The sequence below is a fragment of the Photobacterium sp. AWH4_225 genome, from assembly GCF_056158405.1.
On sequence record NZ_JBSWTF010000001.1, the window covers coordinates 874,782 to 897,927 of the forward strand.

Annotated in this window: 21 protein-coding genes and 1 other RNA gene; 7 read left to right on the plus strand and 15 right to left on the minus strand. The window is 48.8% G+C overall.

Translation table 11 applies throughout. The features are described 5' to 3' along the window. Positions 1-47: 47 nt before the first annotated feature. The 7 genes from ACXAD4_RS04505 (at position 48) to ACXAD4_RS04535 (ending at position 5,843) form a co-directional block, all read left to right on the plus strand. Positions 48-782: a VP0952 family biofilm-associated protein gene (locus tag ACXAD4_RS04505; protein WP_475239050.1), complete on the plus strand. Its 735-nt coding sequence runs from the start codon at positions 48-50 to the stop codon at positions 780-782. A 146-nt stretch (positions 783-928) separates the two neighbouring features. Further along, positions 929-1,025: signal recognition particle sRNA small type (gene ffs / locus ACXAD4_RS04510), an RNA gene on the plus strand. 433 nt (positions 1,026-1,458) lie between these two features. Then, complete coding sequence (locus tag ACXAD4_RS04515; protein ID WP_475239052.1) at positions 1,459-1,911, plus strand: GNAT family N-acetyltransferase; 453 nt, start codon at positions 1,459-1,461, stop codon at positions 1,909-1,911. Between the two features lie 227 nt (positions 1,912-2,138). After that, positions 2,139-2,576 carry an excinuclease gene (locus tag ACXAD4_RS04520; protein ID WP_475239055.1) on the plus strand — a complete coding sequence of 146 codons (438 nt, stop codon included), beginning with the start codon at positions 2,139-2,141 and terminating at the stop codon, positions 2,574-2,576. 389 nt (positions 2,577-2,965) lie between these two features. Further along, positions 2,966-3,454, plus strand: coding sequence for a hypothetical protein (locus tag ACXAD4_RS04525; RefSeq protein WP_317523502.1), 489 nt, complete (start codon positions 2,966-2,968; stop codon positions 3,452-3,454). 243 nt (positions 3,455-3,697) lie between these two features. Next, positions 3,698-5,134, plus strand: a complete 1,437-nt coding sequence (locus ACXAD4_RS04530; protein ID WP_475239058.1) for a methyl-accepting chemotaxis protein — start codon at positions 3,698-3,700, stop codon at positions 5,132-5,134. A 199-nt stretch (positions 5,135-5,333) separates the two neighbouring features. Next, positions 5,334-5,843 carry a glycine cleavage system transcriptional repressor gene (locus ACXAD4_RS04535; protein ID WP_475239061.1) on the plus strand — a complete coding sequence of 170 codons (510 nt, stop codon included), beginning with the start codon at positions 5,334-5,336 and terminating at the stop codon, positions 5,841-5,843. A 120-nt stretch (positions 5,844-5,963) separates the two neighbouring features. Here ACXAD4_RS04535 and lpxM read toward each other — a convergent pair whose 3' ends face one another. The 15 genes from lpxM to dinG form a co-directional block, all read right to left on the minus strand. Further along, positions 5,964-6,902: a lauroyl-Kdo(2)-lipid IV(A) myristoyltransferase gene (gene lpxM, locus ACXAD4_RS04540; protein ID WP_475239063.1), complete on the minus strand. Its 939-nt coding sequence runs from the start codon at positions 6,900-6,902 to the stop codon at positions 5,964-5,966. A gap of 317 nt (positions 6,903-7,219) precedes the next feature. After that, on the minus strand, positions 7,220-7,636 hold the full coding sequence (locus ACXAD4_RS04545; RefSeq protein ID WP_475239065.1) for a MarR family winged helix-turn-helix transcriptional regulator: 417 nt from the start codon (positions 7,634-7,636) through the stop codon (positions 7,220-7,222). A 13-nt stretch (positions 7,637-7,649) separates the two neighbouring features. Continuing rightward, a complete protein-coding gene (gene dmeF, locus ACXAD4_RS04550) occupies positions 7,650-8,621 on the minus strand; it encodes a CDF family Co(II)/Ni(II) efflux transporter DmeF (RefSeq protein ID WP_475239068.1) in 972 nt (323 codons plus the stop codon). 165 nt (positions 8,622-8,786) lie between these two features. Beyond that, the gene (locus tag ACXAD4_RS04555; protein WP_475239069.1) at positions 8,787-9,311 is read right to left on the minus strand and encodes a CueP family metal-binding protein; all 525 of its coding nucleotides are present in this window, start codon (positions 9,309-9,311) and stop codon (positions 8,787-8,789) included. Between the two features lie 16 nt (positions 9,312-9,327). Continuing rightward, on the minus strand, positions 9,328-9,855 hold the full coding sequence (locus tag ACXAD4_RS04560) for a cupredoxin domain-containing protein (protein ID WP_475239071.1): 528 nt from the start codon (positions 9,853-9,855) through the stop codon (positions 9,328-9,330). Positions 9,856-9,900: 45 nt separating this feature from the next. After that, positions 9,901-13,029, minus strand: coding sequence for an efflux RND transporter permease subunit (locus ACXAD4_RS04565; RefSeq protein WP_475239074.1), 3,129 nt, complete (start codon positions 13,027-13,029; stop codon positions 9,901-9,903). Beyond that, on the minus strand, positions 13,026-14,612 hold the full coding sequence (locus tag ACXAD4_RS04570; protein ID WP_475239077.1) for an efflux RND transporter periplasmic adaptor subunit: 1,587 nt from the start codon (positions 14,610-14,612) through the stop codon (positions 13,026-13,028). The genes ACXAD4_RS04565 and ACXAD4_RS04570 overlap by 4 nt, the downstream gene beginning before the upstream one ends. An 8-nt stretch (positions 14,613-14,620) precedes the next feature. Then, complete coding sequence (locus ACXAD4_RS04575; protein WP_475239080.1) at positions 14,621-15,937, minus strand: TolC family protein; 1,317 nt, start codon at positions 15,935-15,937, stop codon at positions 14,621-14,623. A gap of 103 nt (positions 15,938-16,040) precedes the next feature. Next, on the minus strand, positions 16,041-16,520 hold the full coding sequence (locus ACXAD4_RS04580; RefSeq protein WP_475239082.1) for a hypothetical protein: 480 nt from the start codon (positions 16,518-16,520) through the stop codon (positions 16,041-16,043). Positions 16,521-16,638: 118 nt separating this feature from the next. Next, a complete protein-coding gene (locus ACXAD4_RS04585; RefSeq protein WP_475239083.1) occupies positions 16,639-17,862 on the minus strand; it encodes a hypothetical protein in 1,224 nt (407 codons plus the stop codon). A gap of 387 nt (positions 17,863-18,249) precedes the next feature. Continuing rightward, positions 18,250-18,423: a pleiotropic regulatory protein RsmS gene (rsmS, locus tag ACXAD4_RS04590; RefSeq protein ID WP_317523487.1), complete on the minus strand. Its 174-nt coding sequence runs from the start codon at positions 18,421-18,423 to the stop codon at positions 18,250-18,252. Between the two features lie 28 nt (positions 18,424-18,451). Next, positions 18,452-19,375, minus strand: a complete 924-nt coding sequence (locus tag ACXAD4_RS04595; protein WP_475239086.1) for a histone deacetylase family protein — start codon at positions 19,373-19,375, stop codon at positions 18,452-18,454. After that, positions 19,375-19,926 carry a primosomal replication protein PriC gene (gene priC / locus ACXAD4_RS04600; protein WP_475239088.1) on the minus strand — a complete coding sequence of 184 codons (552 nt, stop codon included), beginning with the start codon at positions 19,924-19,926 and terminating at the stop codon, positions 19,375-19,377. Before priC ends, ACXAD4_RS04595 begins: the two co-directional genes overlap by 1 nt. 26 nt (positions 19,927-19,952) lie before the next feature. Beyond that, entirely contained in the window at positions 19,953-20,726 is a 774-nt protein-coding gene (locus ACXAD4_RS04605; RefSeq protein ID WP_475239090.1) for a sulfite exporter TauE/SafE family protein, read from the minus strand. A 16-nt stretch (positions 20,727-20,742) separates the two neighbouring features. Then, entirely contained in the window at positions 20,743-22,821 is a 2,079-nt protein-coding gene (gene dinG, locus ACXAD4_RS04610) for an ATP-dependent DNA helicase DinG (protein ID WP_475239093.1), read from the minus strand. Between the last annotated feature and the right edge of the window lie 325 nt (positions 22,822-23,146).

A 23,146-nucleotide genomic window follows, 5' to 3' on the forward strand; every position in this document is an offset into this window, starting at 1 on the left:
GCCGATCATGGTATTACGGTTATCAGAGAACGCAAGGAGGTGCTGCCATGTTGTATGCCGCGTTACTTGTTATGGTCAGCATCGCGTTGACCGTTGTCGGAGTTAGTGCATTGGGGCAAAGCCAAGGAGAGCTGCCTGCACTGGCCCTTGCCATTCCTGCTTTGTGGTTGCTACCACAAGGTGGCGTATCTGCCTGGCTATTGTTGATTGGCCTAGGCACTTTCGGTTTTGTTCTACCCGAACAACCTATCGCACTCTCAGTCAGTGTCTTTATGATGCTGCCGGTGTTTGCTGTCAGCTTTTCGCCCAAAAGCTCATGGCAACTGGCGGCGCTGTTGATCTCCATTGTGCTGGCGATGGATGTCGGCCTCATGGCGCTGCAAACAGAAGGCAAGCTTGATGGGGCACCCGCGTATACTATTATCCAAATCTTGGCGGTTGGGGTGATCTGGATTGCAGCCCGAAGTTGGCGTCCGGTTCAAGGTAATACCTGGTGGCCGCTGTTTTTGGTGATCCCCTTGTGGGTTGGGGGCTTAGCCCATGCGGCATTGGTAGCCCTGTGTGTGACTGGCCTGATTGCCTCCTTGCAAGGCATGGCAAATAGTAAACTCAATGAGTGGGTGCCACGAATGATGTGGATATTGCCTGCAGTCGGTTTTGCTACGCTGGTACTCGTACCTTGGTTTGAGGTACCCAATCCGATATTGGTTGCTTGGCTATTGGTGCTAGGCGGGGCTTTACTCGGGGAGTACCTACTGGAAGACCCAGAAGAAGAGCTTTAAGCGCTACTAACTGTGTGAAGTTGGGAAGGTTTGGGTAATAAATCGGCAGTCGGTCGGGAATGTGCGGTTGGGCTATTGCAATCGCCCCAGCCATAGCGGATAATCCATCCCGTTCTCGTAAAGAGACAAAGAATCTATGGAGGCCCTGCTGGTCCTCTCGCAACACTAACTCGTGAACCCGGTCAGGCCCGGAAGGGAGCAGCCGCAGCGAGCGACGTGTGTGCCGAGATGTGGCTGGTGGGGCTTCCACCCATCTGGCGTTTGGTAAATCAAACCAATAGTCATCACTACCTTCATTTCGTTTCTTGAATCTTAAACAAGTCTCAGCTTCTTAGTTTTATCATTTTCAATATTTGCCTTTTCAATTACTACATTGAGACAATTTCGAGTAGAAATCGCAGCTATGGTTTCCTTACCGATGAAAATCTTCATTAGTAGCTTTTATGGTAGTTATGGAGGCGAAGATGTTAAAGATTCTATGGCTCTATATTAAAGTAAGTATATTGATGTTCATAGTTGGATTTTCCGTGAGCCTATTTTATTTCGTTTTTCTTCAATAGCTCTAAAATTGGATAATTACATATAAATATTTTGCTGGTGAAAATATCCTTATTTATTATCACTGGCCTCTCGAGTAATCATGAGGCACATATTAATTGAATTACAGGATGCTGAAATGGCTAAGTATCATTTCGAAAAAGCACAAGTTGATGACATAGATCAACTTGTAAAGATTCAAATATCTGCATTTAGGCACGATGTTGAAGTTTGTGGTTCTGGTCCTCCTGGGTTTGATTGCTGCGAGTCACAACGCTTGTTGCTGGAAAAATATCATTATTATGTAGTGAAACAAAGTGGGGTTGCTGTTGCTGGTTTTTATTATGGTATTGTCGGTGATACGTTACAGCTCTATCGTTTATTTGTTAGTACAGAAAGGCAAGGTCAAGGTATTGGGCAGGCAATTATTTGCTATCTTATACGAAAGGCTGATAACTTGACTGCTATAGAATTGGAAACGCCTGATTTTAGTCAGGAAGCGCAATCTTTTTATCATTATTGCGGATTTAAGAAAATAGATGAAGTGCGCTATGGCACTGCTATCGCTTTTAGGTATCAGCTGATGGTGTAATAAATGTCTATTTCACTCGATATTTTCCTTCTTTCGAGTGAGTGGAAGCAGTAATATGATGCTGGTGTCATTTTTGTGACGACTGAAATACGGATATTAAAATCCCTCGTGTAAAATTAGTTGTTTGTTATTACGATTTATGTGCTCGAGGAATGTTCTTGGCGTTTGTTAGTGCATGCGCTGTGTTATTGACACTTAATTTTATATTTAAAGTAGAAGGATATACTGTGAAAGTTTATATTTCATTATTGATTGCTGGAATTATTTCATTCTCCTCATTGACCTATGCGAAAGATGATATAGGTGATTACTCCATAAAAGATGCATTAAGTACTGAGCAGGCAAAGATAAAATTAGGTGATGACATTAAATTTTATTTTGGTGAGCAGTCTCATGGAAAAGTCATAAAGAACTTTGGTGAATTCAAAACGAACAAAAAGACTAATGCATTCAATAAAACAGATCTGGAAGCATGCCAGTGGGTCTTTCTGTCAGCCATGATTTCATTGAAAGACCGAGCAGTACAAGAAGGCGCTAATGCGGTAGTTGATATTAAATCAAATTACAAAAACAACCTCACAACGAGTAATACTACATTTCAATGTGGTGCTGGTACATTTATCTCTGGCGTTGCGCTGACTGGGAAAGTGGTCAAGCTGAAGTAATCCAGGGAAAATTTATTCCCAGAGCAGCGATTTAAGATGTCTAAAAGGTGCCGGCAGTCGAGTTTGCCGGCACTTTTTATTTGCCATTACTGGTATCCGGATTCGCTCTATGCTGCATGCATTTTCAATAACGCCTGAGGCTCAGGAACATCTCCCGAGTACGATTCCTCTCCCCTTTGGTGCTGGCTGCAGCTTTACTGATGGTTAAGCATTAAGCGTCATATGTGATGAGTTATGCATTGTGGCACGACTTTTTCGCTGGTATATTTACCAAAGCTTGAACTCGATCACCCTATTTGCAACAAATATTGATAAAACGCATAGTTCTTTGTGGTCGGAGTGCATAATGTCACTGTTGTTCTGTTCCAGAGAAATGAAAGGTTACCAATATGTCTGATGTACCAGTGTCTGTTACAACCGCCGCCGAAGTGATCCAGCCGGTTGCTGAATCTTCGGGTTCGATTTGGGGTTATGTAGCTGGTGGTGTTGCCTTGCTGATTGTTGCTGGTTTTGCTGGCTTTAAGTTTATCAACAAGCCTGCATTTATTATTAATCGGGTTCGCAAGCGTAACCTGAAAGAGATTAAGAAGTTAGGTGTAGAAAATTCTGACTTCGTGATGGATTTAGATAAGTTGCTGGATTCTGTTGAGAATCATGCGACCAAAAACGGCATGAAGGGAACTGATGTGGTGAACATTATCAGCCCGATGAATGATACAGCCCGCATCAAAACTGCAGGCGATATGTACCAATCAATGATTTACATTGCCAACTCAATCAACGACACAACGCTGGCTCGTGAATTTAAAAACAAGTCGAAGCAAGTGAAGGCAAACTCGCCACTGATGGCAGGCCTGTTCAAGCGCGCAGGGATTTAAATCCTCCCGCTTTCGCTGACTGAAGTAAAGACCGGTTGAAGCTACCCTGTTTGGGTTGGTTTCAGCCGGTTTTTTTATGTCTGTCATTCTGGTGGAGGTAGAAGGGTGCTCTTAATCGTGATTAAGATCGACTTTTGGTGAAATAGATAGACTCTGTTGTCTGAAAAATAAACCCTGTATCACAACTGTGATTGGCGAGCTGATACCATATGCCGCAAACCATAATGATTACAGGGAACGACGATGAGAGAGGTTGAATTCCGTACTATTGACCGGCTGTTTGTCAAAATGTCGGTCAATGACAAGTTTTGGGTGCTGTTTGCGCTGATAGCGATCTTGGTAACGACGATTGCAGGCCTGCAATACCGCCAAACCGTTAACCAATTGGAACAACAGCAGCTTGCCCTAGCAGAAGCCAGGCTAACGGTGATGGTTGACACCGTGCAGGCATCTGGGTTGGATGCAGATGCCCAGCGCAATGTTTTACAGCAGCAGGGGGTTAGCTTCACTTCCCGTGGTGCAGGCAAGGATGCTGTCGCTGTGACGCCGTTGGGAACCGCAAGCTTGCCGCAGGGGAGCTCTGCAACACTCGACGCTGGGAAAGATCAGGCCTTGCAGCGCTTTTTCTATACTCTTATCACCCTTTTGCCTATTGGTCTGTTGTGTTACTGGATGGCGACCTTCCTTGGCGGTGCACTATGGGTAATGCACCAGGCGACCAAGCGTATTGCAGATGGTGACTTGACCTCCCGCCTGGGCTTCCATGTAGGCCGGGATGAGTTCGGGATCATCGGCTTTGAATTGGACCGCACTATGGATACTTTGAGTGAACTGGTGAATACCGTTAAGCAAAGCGCACAGAACCTGCAGGTTGCGGCCGGTAACTTCAGCAATGATGCACAAGGCGCAGGCCAACAGGTGAACCAGCAATATACCTCGCTTGATTCCGTGGCAACCGCAATGGAAGAGATGACGGCCTCGGCGAAAGACATTGCCGGTCTCGCGCAGCAAACCTCGGAGCAGTCTGATTCCGACATGCAAAGTATCGAGCAGGGGAACCGCAATGTTCAGCAGGCGATCATCAAAGTGACCGAACTGTCAGAGCAAACCGATGAAGCTTCCCGCGCAGTAGGTAGCCTTAATGAGAAGGCCGAGGAAATCAATGCGGTGATCACCACTATCAATGCGATATCCGAGCAAACTAACTTGCTGGCCCTGAACGCGGCTATCGAAGCGGCCCGTGCCGGTGAGCAAGGTCGTGGCTTCGCTGTGGTGGCTGATGAAGTGAGAACCTTAGCTGGACGTACCCAGCAGGCAACGGTCGAGATCCAGAGCATGATTGACAAGCTGCAGCTGGAAACTACCAGTATTTCCAATATTACTGCGGTGACCTTGGAGCAATCCCACCAAAGCCGGGAGATGATCACCGAGATTGGCCATGACGTGAATAGTATTGCTGAGTCGGCGCGCCAGGTGATGGATATGAGTACTCAGATTGCGACAGCTGCCCACCAGCAGACAACGGTAGCCAATGATATTGCCTCGGAGCTGCATGATATCCGCTCCCAGTCGGAAGTTATCCGTACCATGAGTGAACAGTCGGTTGAAAACAGCACTAGCTTGACTGACACTTCCCGCCAGTTGGGTGAGATACTGCAGAAATATCGTACCAACAGCTGAAGCCAGTAAGCTAGCACATTAGTGATGAGCCAGTTACGCAAGTAACTGGCTTTTTTATGCGAATTTGTGAATTAAATACAGGGTTATAGGGGTTTTTCGTAATCAGAATCGAGTCTTATCACGGCACGGTTTCATCTTGCTTGCTAGTCTGACTATATAGCCAGGGTGTTTCTGGCTCGATTGTAGAGGGGGAGCGCGTATGAATACACAATTAACCGTCACACTAGCGGGACAAGATCATCCTCAGCTTATCAATAAATTAGCGGCCAAAACCCACGAGCTTGGGGGGAAGTGGCTGATTAGTAAAATCAACAGGCTGGATAATCAGGTTGTCGGGATCTTGAAAATTGATATTCCTGCGCAGTCTGTCAGTCAGTTGAGAGAACTTTTCCAGTCCCAGCAGGAACTGGATATTCGGGTCATTGAAGCTCAAGAAGCAGGTGAGATCAAAACCGATCATCTTACCTTGAAAGTCGAGTCGAGTGATCGCCCCGGCATTGTCAATGACATTACACGTATCCTGGATAATATCGGGATCGGCATTGTTAAAATTGAAAACCACCGTATTGGTGTGCCCGATCTTGGACAGGCATTGTTCTTCGCCGAGCTGCAGGTTGATGTGCCAACAGAAGTGGATACCGAGCAGCTGCTCGAAGCCTTGCAGCAAATCGATGATGGCTTGAGAGTGAAAGTGCTAGAAACCGCCTAGTGTTTTTAGAAAGAAACGACACGTAGAAGCAATATATCAATAATAAAATGAAGCCAGGGCCGGATGTTTTTTGTATCCAGCCCTTTTTCATTCTACGTACCAGCAAGCTGAGCTGAATAGTTAATAGCGCCGGCTGCCATCAGGATGGGTGCGTAAGATCTTAAGGATCCACATGTATTGTTCAGGTTGCTGGCGGATCATATGTTCCAGCTCTTGGTTCATCCGCGTTGCATCTTGGTATTCATTGCCAGAGGGAAAGTCAGTCAAAGTAGGCTGGATGGTAATGGTAAATTTTCCTGTCTTTAAATCGTAGGCCGGAAATACGGGTAACACCGCAGCGTTTGAGAGTTTCGCCAGTTTGCCAACTCCCTTGACTGTCGATTTTTCGTGGCCGAAGAATGGTGCGAAGACACTTTGCTGGAGCTGGTGCTCTTCGTCTGGCAGGTAATAGGCCAGATAGCCTTCTTTGATGGAGCGTAGATAAGGCTTGATCCCTTGGCTGCGCTGGTAAATACGGCCACCGAATTGCTTGCGCTGAATATTCATCAACCAGTTGATGATGGGGTTGGTTTGCGGTTTGATCATTGCCACCATTGGCATGTCATTGGCGGCAAAATAGAGTGCCGAGAAGTCGATGGCCCAATTGTGGGGAACCAGCATAATGATATTTTTGTCTTGGCCCTGCAAGGCCTCCAAGTGTTCGATCCCGTGCACATCGTGGCTGTTGAGTACGTAGCGGCGGCCCTTGATAAACGGTTGGGCGAAGCCGAGTAAAATACAGCCTGCGACAGTGAAAGTATCTTCCAATAAAGCTAAACGTTGTTTTTCGTTGTAATCGGGAAAGCAAAGCTCAATGTTCTTCAGCGCCCGTCGCTTAGCCCCTTTTTTCTTCTTTAGGATCAGTTTTGCTGCAAAGCGGGCAATACCTTTGCGAGCGTTATGCGGTAGTAGGGCCAGAAACAAAATAAATGGCATCGCTGCCCATAAAAGCCAATGGCGAGGGTGTAAAAAAGAAAACTGAAAGGCCGGGTTGTACTGGCCGTAGGTGGTATCGCTCATATCCGTATCCGTGTCAGGCCCAGGATGGTCATGTCTCTGTCAGTCATGCCTGCTGAAAGGCCAAGGCTGCAAACAGCCGTATGTTGAATGTTGTGTCTAGAAGCAGACAACTGTTATTCAGGAAAGGTTCAGGATTTTAGTCGGGAGATGACAGGTTACCAACTATTTCTTGATAAAAGACAAATTATGTGACGTCTATTCAGCCAGAAAATAAGAGTGTGGGTGCGCATTAATGCTAGCGCATATTTCGAGGTGGCATACAGATACCTGAGAGTATCTGTATGCCAAGTTTCGATGAGATGGCGTGATTGTATAGCTCAGAACTCTTGGTTCATTTTGGTCAGACTGGCAAGCAGCTGCTGGCACTCTTCGGCGCTGAGTTTGGCGGTAATGTCCTGAGTTAGGCTGAGGTGAAGTTGATCATGCTCTTGATACAACTCTTCACCTTCAGCTGTTAGCTCAACCAGAATGGAGCGGCGATCAGACTCATGGGGACGTCGAACTAGCAAGCCTAGCTTGACCATCTTATCGACTTGAACAGTGAGGGTGCCGGTTGTGACGCCAATTTTATCGGCCAGCTCCTTCATCCTCATTGCACCGTGGGCACCAAGAATTTCTACGACATGGACCTGCGGTAGGGAGAACCCCTTGCCACGGACAACAGACTGCTCCCAGGAAGAGAGCTTTTCGTAGAATTCAATAATGGTGTGGTTCAGCTGTTCAATGTCTTTCATTTCTTTCTCGCTGTCAGTGTACCTCTTGGCACCTGTTGACCTCTATGGTGAGATGGCTAAGTTTATCGAACTCTGACAGTAATTGCTTGTATTCATTAGCTGCCTTTGGCTGATGGGTCACCAGTGAAATCATTGCGGCATAATGGTCGGCACTGACTTTCCAGATATGGATATCGCTGACTTTGTTGTCGGCGTCTTGCTCAAGGGTATCGACAATTTGTTGCTGGTACTCATGGTCGATATTGCCGTCAAGCAGGATAGGGCTGGTTTGTTTCATCAACCCCCACGCCCAGCGGGTGATAATAACCGCACCGACCATACCCATGATGGCATCGAGCCAGTCATAGCCCAGATATTTACCGAACAGCAGGGCAACAATGGCCAGCAGTGAGGTCAATGCATCCGCCAAGACGTGAAAATAAGCTGCGCGAAGGTTATGATCGTGACCGTGACCGTGACCGTGACCGTGACCGTGGCTATGGCCGTGGTTGTGTTCATGGCCATGATGATTGTGGTGATCGTGGTCATGATGATGATCATGCAGCAAGAACACGCTGATTACGTTAACCACCAAGCCAATCACCGCAACCATAATCGCTTCATTGAACTGTATTGCCTGTGGGTTGAACAAGCGATGGACAGACTCGACCAGCATCAGCAGCGCCACTAAGCCAAGAGCGATAGCACTGGTAAATCCACCTAAAACACTGACTTTACCGGTACCAAAAGAAAATGCCGGGTTGTTGGCATGCTTGCGGGCATAGCGGTAGGCAAACAGGGTGATGAGAAATGCCGCTGCATGGGTACCCATATGCCAGCCATCGGCCAGCAAGGCCATCGATCCATACAGTGTGCCTGCGGTGATTTCCGCCACCATGGTGACGAGAGTTAACCCGAGAACCCATAACGTCCGACGTTCACCTTGTTGATTAATAGAGACAAAATTATGGCTGTGCTGCCATTGCTGTAAATTCTCGCTATGCATGCGTGTTCCCTACATTGAGCTATTTTGTTTGAAAATTATATATTTTGATAATCAAGGTATTCTGTGATCATATAGTTTGATTGTCAAAATATATTATAGGCGAGAGGCGAATGAAAGGTGGACTCCCTCCTGCAGTTTTATGCCTACAGGAGGGAAAGCTGTTATCTAGAGCAACTGCATGGTAGTGATGCAGGTACGGCTGTTGCCTTCGGTACTCAAGACTTCTGAGGCGGTTTTGCCGTTGTAGGTGAATTGGTAGTTGCCGTTTTTAGGCATCCAGAAATCAATGAATCCGTCTTTTTGGGTTTTGACCATACCGGACTGGATCACTTTATTGGTTTGGGTGTCGGTGATCTTTACCATCATGGCCTTATTGACCATTTCCCCCTGACAGCCGGTTGGGACATGGTAAGTACAACCATGGGTAACTTGCTCGTAGGGGGCGATAGAAAGCAGAAAATCATCTTCAGTCGGCACTTCAGCTTTGGAGCCGTCGGCAAACTCGGCATGGATAGCATCTGGCATGACGCGTACCGTCGCTTCTCCTGTGTGATGCCACTGGTGAGATTGCTCGAGGGCTTTTTGCGGTGTCAGTTCAGCGAAAGCTTGTGCTTTGCCTAGGGCATCAACGCTGGCTAGGGCGTGACCGCTACTTAGAGCGAGGAAAATGGTAGGTAGTAAGTATTTCATCGTGTGTTCCATCCTGTTATTTCAAAATCGTATTACGCTTCATGCCAGCTTCAGAGTGGCCTGGAATGTTGCAAGAGAACTCAACAAAGCTCTGTCCCATGAAGTGCCAGCCCATTTCTGCTGTTTCACCCCCAGCCAGGGTGAGTGTCGTGCCGTCGTGGTGTTCCATATCTGGCATCGCGCGCATCATTTCGCGGTGCTTGGCCTGCTCATCGATGCTGCCAATCGAAAATTCGTGGGGGATTTGGCCTTTATTGGTTACCACAAATCGCACTACATCGCCTTGTTTGATGGCTAAGCTTGGCTCGAATTGCATTTTCATGTCATCGGTCAGAGTGACGTTGTAGGTTTGAGTTGCTTGCTTTGCGGGTGCCGGCATTCCGACTGCAGAAGCCATTGCGCCATGTCCTGACATATCGTGGTGGCCTTGCATAGTGCTATGGCCTTCGTGGTCTCCATTATGAGCATGGGCGTGATCGCCAGCAGCGTAAGTCATCGGTGTTGTAAGCAGAAGAGCGAGGGTTAGCGCAGCGTTTACTTTCATTATAAATCCTTACCCGGTGCCGAGCACCGGGGTCATTGTTAGCCGTTAGTTCGTTAATTTGTAACTCATGCGCTTCCACAGTTGGAAAGCGGCAGGCAGTACCACCAGTGTGAGTAGCAGTGCCGATGACATGCCACCGATCATCGGCGCAGCGATGCGCTGCATAACTTCAGAGCCAGTGCCAGAACCATACATGATGGGAATGAGGCCGATGATGACGGTAGAAACAGTCATCATGATTGGACGCACCCGCAAACCAGCTCCTTCCTGAATTGCTTTGTTGAGTGATGCCAGCGTCAGTGGCTGGTTGGAGTGTTCGGCCTCTTCCAGTTGGTATTTCCATGCCTGGTTGAGGTAAACCAGCATGATGACGCCAATTTCAACTGCGACCCCGGCGAGGGCTATAAAGCCAACACCAACAGCAATCGAGAAGTTGTAGCCGAGCCATTCCATCAGCCATACCCCGCCGACCATTGCCAACGGTAGGGTACCCATGATGATCATCACCTCGCCGACACGGCGGAAGCTGAGATAGAGCAGCATCATGATGATGGCAATCGTGGCGGGTACGACAACGGTGAGTCGTGCCTTGGCCCGCTCCATATATTCGTATTGGCCGGACCATACCAGCGAATAACCAGCTGGTAACTCAAGTTGATCGGCAACCACTTGCTGGGCGTCTTGGACATAAGAGCCCAGATCACGGCCATCGATGTCGATGAATACCCAGCCGTTAGGACGGGCGTTTTCTGTCTTGATCATCGGAGGGCCGTCCTCAAAGCGGATGTCGGCAACATCAGCCAAGGCAATGCGGGCACCGTTGGGGGTAACAAGCGGCAGGTTACGCAATTTATCCAAGGAGTTTCGGTAGCTCTGCGGGTAGCGGACATTGATTGGATAGCGCTCCAGTCCTTCGACCGACTCGCCGACCTTCATCCCGCCAACAGCGGTACTGATCACCTGTTGGATATCACGAATGTTCAAGCCATAACGGGCGGCTTCACGGCGCTTGATGTCCATGGTGATGTATCGGCCTCCAGCGACCCGCTCAGCATAGACCGAAGCCGTGCCTTCAACGTTTTGCAGCAAGGTTTCAAGATCAGCACCTATCTGTTCAATCTGTTTGAGATCCGGCCCGGCAATCTTGATCCCGATAGGTGTTTTGATACCGGTTGCCAACATGTCGATACGGGTTTTGATTGGCATCACCCAGGCGTTGGTCAAGCCCGGAAATTGCACTAGGTTATCCAATTCGCGGCGCAGGCTTTCGGTGGTAACGCCTTCACGCCACTCCTCTTTGGGCTTGAGCTGGATAATGGTTTCAATCATCGTCAATGGCGCAGGGTCGGTGGCAGTTTCTGCCCGGCCGATTTTGCCCCACACGGTTTTCACTTCCGGGATGGTTTTGATCAGTTTGTCGGTTTGCTGCAGCAGCTCGCGGGCCTTGCCGATGGAAATGCCCGGATAAGTCGTCGGCATATACATCAAGTCGCCTTCATCCAGTGGCGGGATGAACTCGCTACCCATTTTCTGCATTGGGTAATAGGCAGAGGCCATCAAAGCCAGGGCAATAACAATGACTGTTTTAGGGAAAGCCAAGCTGAAATTGAGCAGGGGACGATAAAGCGCAATGACCAAGCGGTTGATCGGGTTCTTGTGCTCAGGCATCACCTTGCCACGGATCAGATAGCCCATTAGCACCGGGACCAAGGTGATCGCCAAACCGGCAGCGGCGGCCATGGCGTAGGTCTTGGTGAACGCCAGCGGCGAGAACATCTTGCCTTCCTGGCCTTCCAGAGCAAATACCGGTACAAAGCTCAAGGTGATGATGATCAACGAGAAGAACAATGGCGCACCGACTTCTTCTGCGGCGCGGCTGATCACCTGCCAGCGGTTTTCATCCGTCAGCGGGGTTCGTTCTATGTGCTTGTGGACGTTCTCTATCATCACGATGGCACCATCAACCATGGCGCCAATGGCAATGGCGATGCCCCCCAGCGACATGATGTTGGCGTTGATCCCCTGCCAGTGCATGATAATGAAGGCCGACAGGATACCGATCGGCAAGCTGATCATGACCACCAACGATGAACGGAAGTGGAACAGGAACAGGGCACAGACGATGGCAACGACAATAAACTCTTCGATGAGTTTCTCGTATAGGTTATTAACCGCATCGTCGATCAAGCCTGATCGGTCGTAGGTGGTGACGATCTCCACCCCGTCAGGCAGGCTGCGTTCGAGATCCGCCAGCTTATCTTTGACTTTGCTGATCACCTCTTGGGCATTTTCGCCAAAGCGCATGACGACAACACCGCCAACCGCTTCGCCTTCGCCATTTAGCTCTGAGATCCCGCGGCGCATTTGCGGCCCGAGGTTGATATCGGCAATATCACCCAGTAGCAGTGGTGTGCCTTTTTCGGTGACTTTCAGCGGCAGGTTCTTGAGATCGTCAATATTGGAGACATAACCCGTTGCGCGAACCATATGCTCCGCCTCGGCAAGTTCGACAACAGAAGCTCCCGCCTCTTGGTTACCAGCTTGGATTGCCATGTTTACCTGTTGCAGTGTCAGGTTGTAGGCACGCAGCTTATTCGGGTCAATCTGCACTTGGTACTGTTTGACCATACCGCCGACAGTGGCGATTTCCGATACGCCTTCAACCGTTTGCAACTCGTATTTCAGGAACCAGTCTTGCAGGCTTCTGAGCTCACTCAGGTCGTGCTGGCCAGTTTTATCCACCAATACATAGCTGTAAATCCAGCCTACACCGGTCGCATCAGGGCCGAGTGTCGGCTTGGCACTATCCGGCAAGTTAGGCGCAACCTGGCTCAGGTACTCCAGCACCCGCGAACGTGCCCAGTACATGTCGGTATCATCATTGAAGATGATATAGACGTAGGAATCACCAAAGAACGAATACCCCCGAACTGTTTCTGCCCCCGGGACTGCCAGCATGGCGGTAGTCAGCGGGTAGGTGACCTGATCCTCGACCACCTGCGGCGCTTGGCCTGGGTAGCTGGTTTTGATAATGACCTGTACGTCAGACAAGTCCGGGATGGCATCAATGGGGGTTTGCTTGACGCTGTAGATGCCAGAGGCAACCAAAAAGGCGGTGGCAACCAAAACCAGAAAACGGTTTTGTATTGACCATCGGATCACGGCACTGATCATTGCTCAGTCCCCTTGTTCACTGGAGCCTCAAGGCTGTGGTCCATGGTGCTGTGGTCCATGGTGCTATGGTCCATGCTACTGTGATCCATATTACTGTGATCGACGGCGCCACTTTGCCCATCATCAACTTTGACTTCTGACACGGTATATTGGCCGTCATCCTGCTTGGTCATTAGAAACCGGATCGACTGGCCGCTGACCAACTGGCTAAGGTCGCTGTCATCACTGACGGTGAAATCCATGGTCATTGCCGGCCAGCCCCACTCGGGAATAGGCGGGTGATCCAGGGTCAGCATTTTATGGCCCAACATGATATTTCGGATCACGCCGGTGGTGTGGACTTGGTTGACGGGTTCGGCTGGAGTAGGCGTATTGATCCGGCTGAGGTCGGCACTTTGGCTTGATTCAGAATCCAGCATGAAGTGGGCTGAAGTGACCACAGTGTCATTGGCTGTCAGGCCATCAATGACTTCTACCATGCCTGCTGCTGTTCGGCCGGTTTCAATGCGCACAGAGCGGTACTTCCCTTCGCCGAGCGCAAGGACAACCCGTGCCATGCTGCCGGAGCGGATCACGGCTTGCTCCGGTACGACCAAAACCGATTCCTTGGTTTGTGGGATCAGGTTGAGGTTGGCAAACATATTGGGCTTGAGGTTGGCCTCACTGTTGCTGAATTTTAATCGCACCCGCAAAGTACGGGTTGCCGGATCGAGGATCGGGTAGATATAGTCGACCTTGCCTTGCCAGCTTTTACCCGGCAGGGCATCGACCCACATATCCGCACTGGTTCCCGGAGTGATCCAGTGGGCCTGACGTTCAAAGACTTCGGCATCGACCCAGACATCAGATAACGAGCCACCGCTGATAACCGTTTGCTGTGGCGATAAGTAAGCACCGTTGCGGATGTTTAGGGTTGCGATAACCCCGTCAGCAGGCGCTTTGATCGCAATGTATTGGCGGGTTTTGCCGCGGCGGAGGATATCGTTGATTTGGCCGTTATCCACCCCTAATGAACGTAAGCGATCCTTAGCACCATTGACCAGTACGGCCTTGCCCATACGCTTGGCATTAATCAGCTCTTCTTGTGCTCTGACTAAATCAGGTGAGTAGATCTCGAACAACACCTGGCCGGCCAGTACCCGCTCACCGATAGCATTGACGCTGAGGTTTTTGATCCAGCCGCTGACACGGCTGTTGATTTGCCATAGCTGGCTTTCGTCGAAGCTGACATAGCCGACGCTATCAATTTTCGGCGCAAGTTGCTGGCGTTTGACCTGGGTGGTTTTGACGCCAAGATTATTTTCGACAGCAGGACTGATGGTGACAGTGCCCGCTGGGTCATCATTACCGCCGGCAAGATCTTCTTCGTAGACAGGAATTAAATCCATTCCCATCGGTGATTTTCCGGGTTTGTCTCGTTTGTAGTTCGGATCCATCGGAGCAACCCAGTACAGCGGCTCATTGCTTGCTTTCCCATTTTGCCCGTCGGAAAAATCACCGCTTGCAAAGTAAGTGTTTGCATAGAAACCCAACGCGCCACCGATGGCGAGAGCGATGAAGGCAACAGAAAATGACTGTTTCATGGTATCCCTTAATATTTGTTCAGCAGGTAAGCCAAATTGTTATTTGCTTGTTGTAGGTCGGCGGCAAGGCGTGCCTGCTCCAGCTCGATAGTCAGCTCTTCACTGGCGGCACGTATATACTCATCCAATTGGCTGGTGTTGTTTTGATAGCCCCGCTCGACTGCCTGGGTTTTTTCTTTGGCTTGCTTGAGTAACGTCGAGCGGTATCGCTCCAGACGTTGCTGAGTATTGTCACGGTCGATAGCTGCAGCACGGATTTGCGCATTCATCTGGCGCAACATCAGATCTCGCTGGGTTTTGGCGGCACCAACCTGATACTGGGCGGCAGAGAGTTTTTTGTCCTGGCGTTTTTCGGTGAACAATGGGAGATCCACAGTGACAAAAGCACTCACGAGATCCGGTGCAGGTGAGCCGTCCATTCGGTCCGCCTGGCGATGGGCATACATCACCTCGACACCGAACTGCGGCTGGTAGGATTCATTGGCGAGCTCAACACCTGTCTCGTTGCTTTTGATCATCTCATCGGCCACCTGAATGCTAGGGTGGCTAGCAAGGGCTGGATAATGGTCCTGTGGTGATGCCGCAAAGTAAGTACTCAATGCCTGCCATTGCGGATAGGCATGGGGTTTTACCTGCCATGCTTGCTCGCCCAACCACTCGGATAGCTGGGCACGAAGGCGTTGCTGCATCTGTTGGTTTGACTGTAGTTGCTCATCAATTTTGTTAACTTGCAGCTCAGCCTGGATCAAATCCTGGGCCTGGCTGGCTCCGACACCGTAGTTAGTACTCAGGTAGCGGGTAAGCTCGCGGAACAAGTCTTGGTTTTGCTTAATCAGCTGATGACTTTGTTCGAGGTATGCCAACTCGATCCATGATGTGGTGATGGCTTTGGTGACATCCAGCTTGCGTACTTCCGCTTGCTTGCGAACGCTTCCCGCTTGCTGCTGGCTTTGTTTTTGCTGCAAAGACAAGCTATTGCCGCGGCCGAATTGCTGCATCAGGCCCACGGAAATATTGGTCATGGGATCTTCATCGAAAGCAAAGCTATCGACGGGCAAACCACCGATGCCGACTTTCATTTTCGGATCCATCAATTGGCTATTAGCGATGCCCATTTCACTGATCGCATCCGCCTGATACTGAATTTGCTGCTGGGCAACATCGTGCTCAACGGCCCAGTCAATGAGCCCATGTAACGTCGCTGGTGCTGCTAGAGTACTGGTTGATTGCAGCGTGTTGACTGGTTCACTGCTGGCCCAAGAGCTGGCCGCAAAACCAATCAAAGACACCATGCCTAGCGCACGGTATATCTTATAGTTATGCATGTTTTTTTCACTTATTCGGCATTGATAACGGCTGGGCATAGACAAATAGCAGCCATATGGATAACCGCAGCTATAGCTATGCCCAGTGATGGCAAAGTGCGAATTAGTGAATAGGAGGGCGGAGGCTGGTCTCTTGACGTGAAATAGGGGCACTTACCAGCAAGCGTAGAGGGGCGTCTTGACTGGATAAATTTGACTGTGCGAGATGAAATACCGGCAGAGCAGAATACTGACAGTGACTGCTGTTACAGCTATTACAGTGCTTATTATCTGCATCACTGCCGCAATGGTCTGAATCCATCATTGCCCCGTCACTACAGTCATTACAGTGGAGCATGTCCTGCTGCTTAACTTGGTGATGAGAACTGGCGTGGGCCATAGATGTATTTTGGGCAGAGGGTACTTCTTGGGTTGAAGATATCTCTTGGGAAGAAGATATGTCAGAAGCTGTGTGATGATTTGTTGAGGACTGCTGGTTAAACATTAGCTGGTGACCAGGCATAGCGAACACCGGGTTGATGATTAGGCTTATCATCAACACCATAAGTAGTGCCAGCATATTGTGTGGTCGGCGTAAGGTCATCAACAGTACACAAAAAATTATAATATTGTCATCAAGTGTAAACCTTACCCCTAGGGAAAGGTCAATAAAAAAGAAGTGGCAAATTAGCCACTTCTTGTTTCTGATACACTATTAAAGGTTAGCTAGCCGGGTCTGATTTAATGTCATCAGCTTGCTCATTCGCTTTGGTGTAAGCGGCAACAAGAGAAGCATTGAGCTCGGCAATCTTGGCTTCAAGCTGTTTTACTTTATCGCCGGATTGAATGTTCGCTTGCTTCTCGTCGGAAAGAGAGGCTTCCAGCTCGCTCACTTTACCTTGCTCTTCTGATAGCTGGGCAAGGATATTCTGCAGATTTTGCTCCCCTTCACTCGACTGGGCTTTTTGATCTTCAATCAAAGCAACAAGTAGCTTGCCCTGTTGATTGATTGGGTTATCACGCAGATCATCGCTGCCTAATGCTTTGGAAATATTGACCAGCAATTTCTCGAAGGTCAGTACATGGCGCTCATAATCTTTTTCAGGAAGGGCTTTTAGTTTCTGTACAACATCAGCAATATGCTCGGCATGTTTGAGGGCAAACATGGCTTCAGCCGCTTTTTCTTCAATGTTGCTATAGGCGCGTGGCTCTGCTCCGATATAAGCTTCGGCAGCGGTTACACGGGTAGAGGCCACTGCCAAGGTATCTGGAGCATGCAAAGCGATATTGCTATTTTTCAGGCGTGCCAGTTCTTTTTGGGCATCTGAAAGATAAATGCGAGTCACCGTTTTTACTTCAAGTGCCCGCTGCTTGCTGACAAGATCGGGCTGACCTGAGGTTGCACGTTCAATTCGCTCATCGGCAATATAATTCACTAATGTTTTTAGCTGAGACTCTAATCGTGCATTCGATTTTGGGTAATATTTTTCGACGTCCAAAGAATGTAATTGTGTTCGGTAAGAGAAAGCTTCATCTAGAGTAGATAATGCTTTTTCGCGGATAATTTCCGCTTTGGCAATATTAAGGTTGAAAAGGCTCAGCGCTTCTTCTGAGGCTTGGATATTGGTTCTTGAGCTAAAGAAACCGGTACTGCTATGAGCTTTACTTGGCTCTGTTTCAAACACCGCGTAGTACTCTTTGGCTTCTTTCAATGCTTTGTATGCTTCTTGATAGTACTTGGTTGCAAACCATTGAAGTTCATCAGCCTTTGCCTTGCTATGCTTTTCTTCTGCTTGGTTGATTTGTTGGCCAACGGAATGGATTTGAGTAGATACTTCCGATTGATTACTTTCCAGTGGAAGTGCTTTTGTCGCATCTGAATCTGATGCACAGCCCGATAGCAATACAGTAACAGCAATGGCTGTTAATGTTAGTCCCTTTTTCATTACGGCTCCAGTTGGTATATATGAGTTTAATTTGTTTCCAGAAATATTATTAGAATTCTTTAAGTCAAAGATTGTAGAACGATATAAAAATAAGATAAATACCTAAGTCAGATATTATCTTTTACGTAGACTTAATTGAATATAAATATATAGCGCGAGCATTGTGATTATTTTGTTCCGTCATTATTTTGACATACCTTGTGTTTTTACCTAATCTCCTTGAGTCGGCAGAAACACACGGATGACGGAATATCAGCGATTGCGGTTTAAGGGGGATGTGATAGCCCGAAGAGAGTCGAGAGTAATTTCTTTGACGGGGTATGCCCAAGCCACTTTTCGTTGCTGCTCTTAGCAATGTGGTGTGGCTTGGATTGAAATGGTGTTAACTTAACTGCCTTGCTTGGCTTTCACTTTTGCTTCTAGGTCGCTTTTGACTATCTCAAGGGCTGAGAGTGCCGTTTCCGGGTCAATCTCGTTACTTTCGAGAAGGTAAATGAGATCGACCGCGAGCTTGATGTCTTCAGGTGCATTATCGAGTGGCGATGAGGTAGATTCAGTCATAGTGCTCGTTTAAAAATGAGTAAAAGGGTTAGTGCTTGGACAGTATGTCTAATGCTGAGTATATAAGCTGGGCATGCAGGTTGACCAGATGTTGGTGTTCGCTTCGGTATCCTCCCCCGACAACAGCAGCGACAGGGATCCCGGCTTGATAACATTGGCTAAGTACCAGATGATCGCGTTGGTAAATACCGTCAGTACAGACATTGAAATAGCCCAACTCGTCTTGCTGGTGGATATCAACACCGGCATCGTAAATCACCATATCCGGTTGGTGCTGGGCAATTGCTAAATGCAAGATCCCACCAAAGGCATCCAAGTACTCTTTGGTTGTCGTTTCTCTCGGCAAGGCGAGATCAATATCAGAATCGGGCTTGCGGGCCGGGAAGTTTTTGTCGCAGTGAACGGAAAAGGTGATGATATCGGGATCATCAGCCAGCAAGGTTGCTGTGCCATCACCATGATGGACGTCGCAGTCAATAATCATCACTTTGTCGATACCTTCGAGAGTCAGGGCATGGCGAGCCGCCAGTGCCAGATCGTTGACTAAACAAAAGCCACTGCCAAAGTCGTGATGGGCGTGGTGATACCCGCCGCTCAAATGAATACCCATACCGTGGTGGTAGGCTAAATCTACCGTTAACTTAGTCCCCCCCGAAGAGGTTAAGGTGCGCTCTATCAGTTGCGGGCTCCACGGAAAGCCAATCCGACGCATTTGGGCTGCAGGTAACGTGTTTCCAAATAACGCATCGATATAATCCGGGTGGTGGAGTTGTTTGATCTCATCAATGCCAACGGGGTGAGGGCGGTGCACTTTCAGTTCAGGGTGTGACTGAAAATCAAATTCATTATCCAGATGCTGATAGAGCATCCGGTACTTATTGATAGGGTAGCGGTGCTCCGGCGGAAGCGCCAGCTGTGAATATATTGGGTGGTAAACCAGATGAAGTGCCATTAGCCTTTGCGCTCCCTCGAGCTGATCTGTTTTTCTATTTTTGCCAGTGCTAATCGACAGCGGTGCAGGCGTTCTGCCAGTGTGGCGGCTTCGTCTTGTAACGCCTGTTGCTCATCGGCCGAGCGGCATTGGCTTAGCGCTCTTTCTTTGTTTCGTTGCATGGACGCGAGGCGTCTTGCCCATTCTTGATGTTGGGCGAGATCTTGCTTGAGTTCATAAATTGGCTTTTGCCAATGTCTGATGCGCTGGGGCTCGCTTTTGCGGATATGCTGAGTGGCGATCTCCCGTTGTACTGCTTGGATCTGAGCAATAATACGTTCACAAATATGTTGGGTGCGGCTGGGTGCCAGAGTGCCTTGGATATGTTCACGGTGCAGCGCGACGATCTCTTCTTGGATTTCTTCAACACACGGTGTCAGCAGTTTACTGCGGCAGTGAAAGAGCTGCTCATCAAATAACGGGCGTTGTGCTTCGCCCCGCTGGCTATCGATGGCAGCGACTTGCTCAGCCAGTTGGGCTGTAATATTTTCCAGTCGTTGGAAATCGAGCACGGTATGACTCCAAATTCAGCGGCGGATTAAAACCAAGCCTGCAAGGCCAGTTTGATAGCCAGAATAATAACAACGGTAACAAAAACAGGGCGGATGAAACGTGCACCGAAGCGAATGGCTGAATGAGCGCCGATATAAGCGCCGAGCATCAGGCAAACACCCATTGTCAGGCCCAATACAATGTTGATATGCCCTAAGATAGCAAAAGTCACCAGTGAGGTCAGGTTACTGGTAAAGTTCATGGCCTTGGCAAGGCCGGATGCCATCAAAATGTCCAACCGATACAGGGCCATGTTGGAAACGGTCCAGAACGCGCCAGTGCCGGGACCGGCAACACCGTCATAGAACCCCAGGGTGGTTCCTTGCAGCCATTGCTTTTTGGTCAGTTTGGCTGATTTTTCAGGCAAGCTGTGCTTGTCCCCTTTGGGATGCGGGTGCCAAACCGTGTATACCGCTGTCGCTAAGATGATAAGCGGCAAGGCTTTTTCCAGCCACTCCGTTGAGAGCATGTCTACCACCAGGGTACCGCCTATCGCACCAATGAGAGTGGCAATGAAGGACTGGTGCCAAAATGACGGTGAAAACAATTGTTTTTTATAATAGGTCCAAGCCGCCGTTGAAGAGGCAAAAGTGGCCGCTAGCTTATTGGTACCCAATGCAATATGCGGTGGTAGACCAATAGAGAGCAGGGCAGGGACCGTCAGCATGCCACCCCCGCCGGCTACCGCATCAATAAATCCGGCTAGCAAGGCAACCAATCCAAGCAAAAGCCACATGCTAGGCTCAATCATTTCTATCATAGGTATCTATCTATAATCAGACGTGCTCGATAACACGCTCGAAAGGGGGCAGTGAATCGAGCAAGGCTTTGCCATAACGCCGGGTGATCACCCGACGGTCGAGCAGTACGACCCGTCCAGTGTCTTCTTCTTTTCGAAGCAGTCGGCCGACGGACTGGATCAGTTTTTTGCTTGCTTCCGGTACTGAAATTTGTAAAAACGGGTTGCCGCCACGGCTCTCGATATATTCGGCATGGGCTTCTTCCACAGGTGAGGTAGGAACGGCGAACGGAATTTTTGTGATGATCAGGTTTTTGAGCAAATCCCCTGGTAAATCAAGTCCTTCAGAGAAGCTGCCGGTGCCAAACAAGATGCTGGTTTTACCTTTTTCACAGTTTTCTTTATGTTTTTTTAGAATGATGTGGCGTGATTCTTCACCTTGAATGAGCAGCTCCCAGCGGTTTTTCTTCGCCAACGGCCGCAGTTTGTCTGCGACTTGGTTCATCTGCCAATAGGAAGAGAACAACACCAGGCTGGCGGTCTCGCCTTCGAGGTATTCCGGTAATGTGTCGATGAGCAGGTCGGTAAATTTTTCTGCCTGAGGCTCAAGCGGCAAGGCCGGGATCACCAAGCGTGCGTTGTTCTTATAGTCAAACGGTGAAGCCAAAGCGAGAAAGCGGGTGGCTTCTTTTTCGAAGATGCCTGCCTGACGGCAAAAATAATCGAACTGGTTCAGCGCGCGGAGGGTTGCTGAAACCAGTATTGACCCCACAGCACGACTCCACAGCAGCTGGTCGAGGCGATGGCCGACTTCGAGCGGCGAGACTTCAATAATGTAATCATTTTCACGATCGGGGCTTTTTTCTATCCAGCGTGCTAATGGTGCGCCTTTGTCCTTGTTAGGCTGGGCCATTAAGGTCCAGACCTTTTCAAGGTTTTCAAGGCGTTGTAGATAAAAGCCGGACTCGGTAAGTGCTTGCTCACCCACTCTTGGCAAAATTTCATTGTCTTTGCTGCGCTCGGAAATCAAATCGTGTATTTTTCCCAGCGACTGCAAGGCTTTTTTGCTGGCGTCTTTGCAACCCTTGGCTTCTTCTTGCAGCCAAGTTGGCAGTTCGCCATGCTCAAACCGGTAAACGCCGTCTTTATTGAACTGCGACTCGTCGATATTGTTGGCGATTTGACGCAGTGACGGGATCAGCAAGGCGATATTTTCGCTCAACGTCGTCTGGAATCTGCCTGATTTTTTGTAATCGGCCAACTCGGCCAACTTGCCGACAGATTGATTGAGCTTTTCCAGCCAGCTTGCGGCACCTTTCAGGCTTGCTGCTGCAGAAGAAAAGTCACGGGCAACCTGAGGCAGGTGGTGGGCCTCGTCAATCACATAGATGGTCTTTTCTGGCTCAGGTAAAATGATACCGCCACCCAGCTCAATATCTGCCATGAGCAGGGCATGGTTGGCAATAATGACATCGGCTTTTTCCAAGTGTTCGCGTGCCTTGGCAAACGGGCAATCCCTGTGTTTGGGTAGGCCTGAGTGACAGCTGTGCTTATCGGCCACTATCTGCTGCCATACACGATCAGGAATGGTGGTTGGCCAGCTATCGCGGTCACCGTCCCATTTCCCGCTCTCACTAGCTATCAACATCCGCTTCAAAAGATCTAAATCAGACTTTTTAGGTTTTTCTTCCCATAGGCTAACTTGCTGATTTTCATCACTGTTGCAGCTGGCTTCCAATTTATGGCTACAACAATAGCGCTGACGACCCTTGGCGAGGATAAAGCTGAACTCTTTAGGATAAATGCGGTTGAAAAGCGGCAAATCTTTGTTGATAAGCTGCTCCTGCAAGGCGACCGTTGCAGTTGAAATCAACACCTTTTTGTTGTTGAACACCGCAAAGGGAATGGCGCCCAATAGGTAGGAGAGCGACTTACCGATCCCGGTCCCAGCCTCACCTACCAGCATGCGATGTTTGGCATGATATTCCCCGCCCAGTGTCTTGGCTATTTCAGCCACCAGATAGTTTTGAGCCCTTCTAGGTATAAAGTTATCGAGCTGGTTGCTCAGGTTCTCATAGCACTGCTTGATATCACTCTTTATCTGGTTGTGTAGCATATCTGAAACTTCATCGGGACAGGGGCGCGCATTATAGCACGAACATCTGAATGTGACCGCTCGCAGGTTTTTGTTATTTGCCTTTTAAAAATGAGAACCAGTTCACGAAATAAGATTGAACTAGTTAGAAGCGGATCTCTGCAACACGTTTTCAACAGTAATTCACCACAAATATCTGCTAGTCATGGTGTTTTGTGCTTCTATTGGCTTTATTTTGCTAAATTTGTAGTTTTTTGTGTTGATAATTCATAGGTTACTTTTTTATGAATAGACATATTTTATATAAAAACAATGCTCAATTAGCATTCAGGTGTTCCGTAAGTTA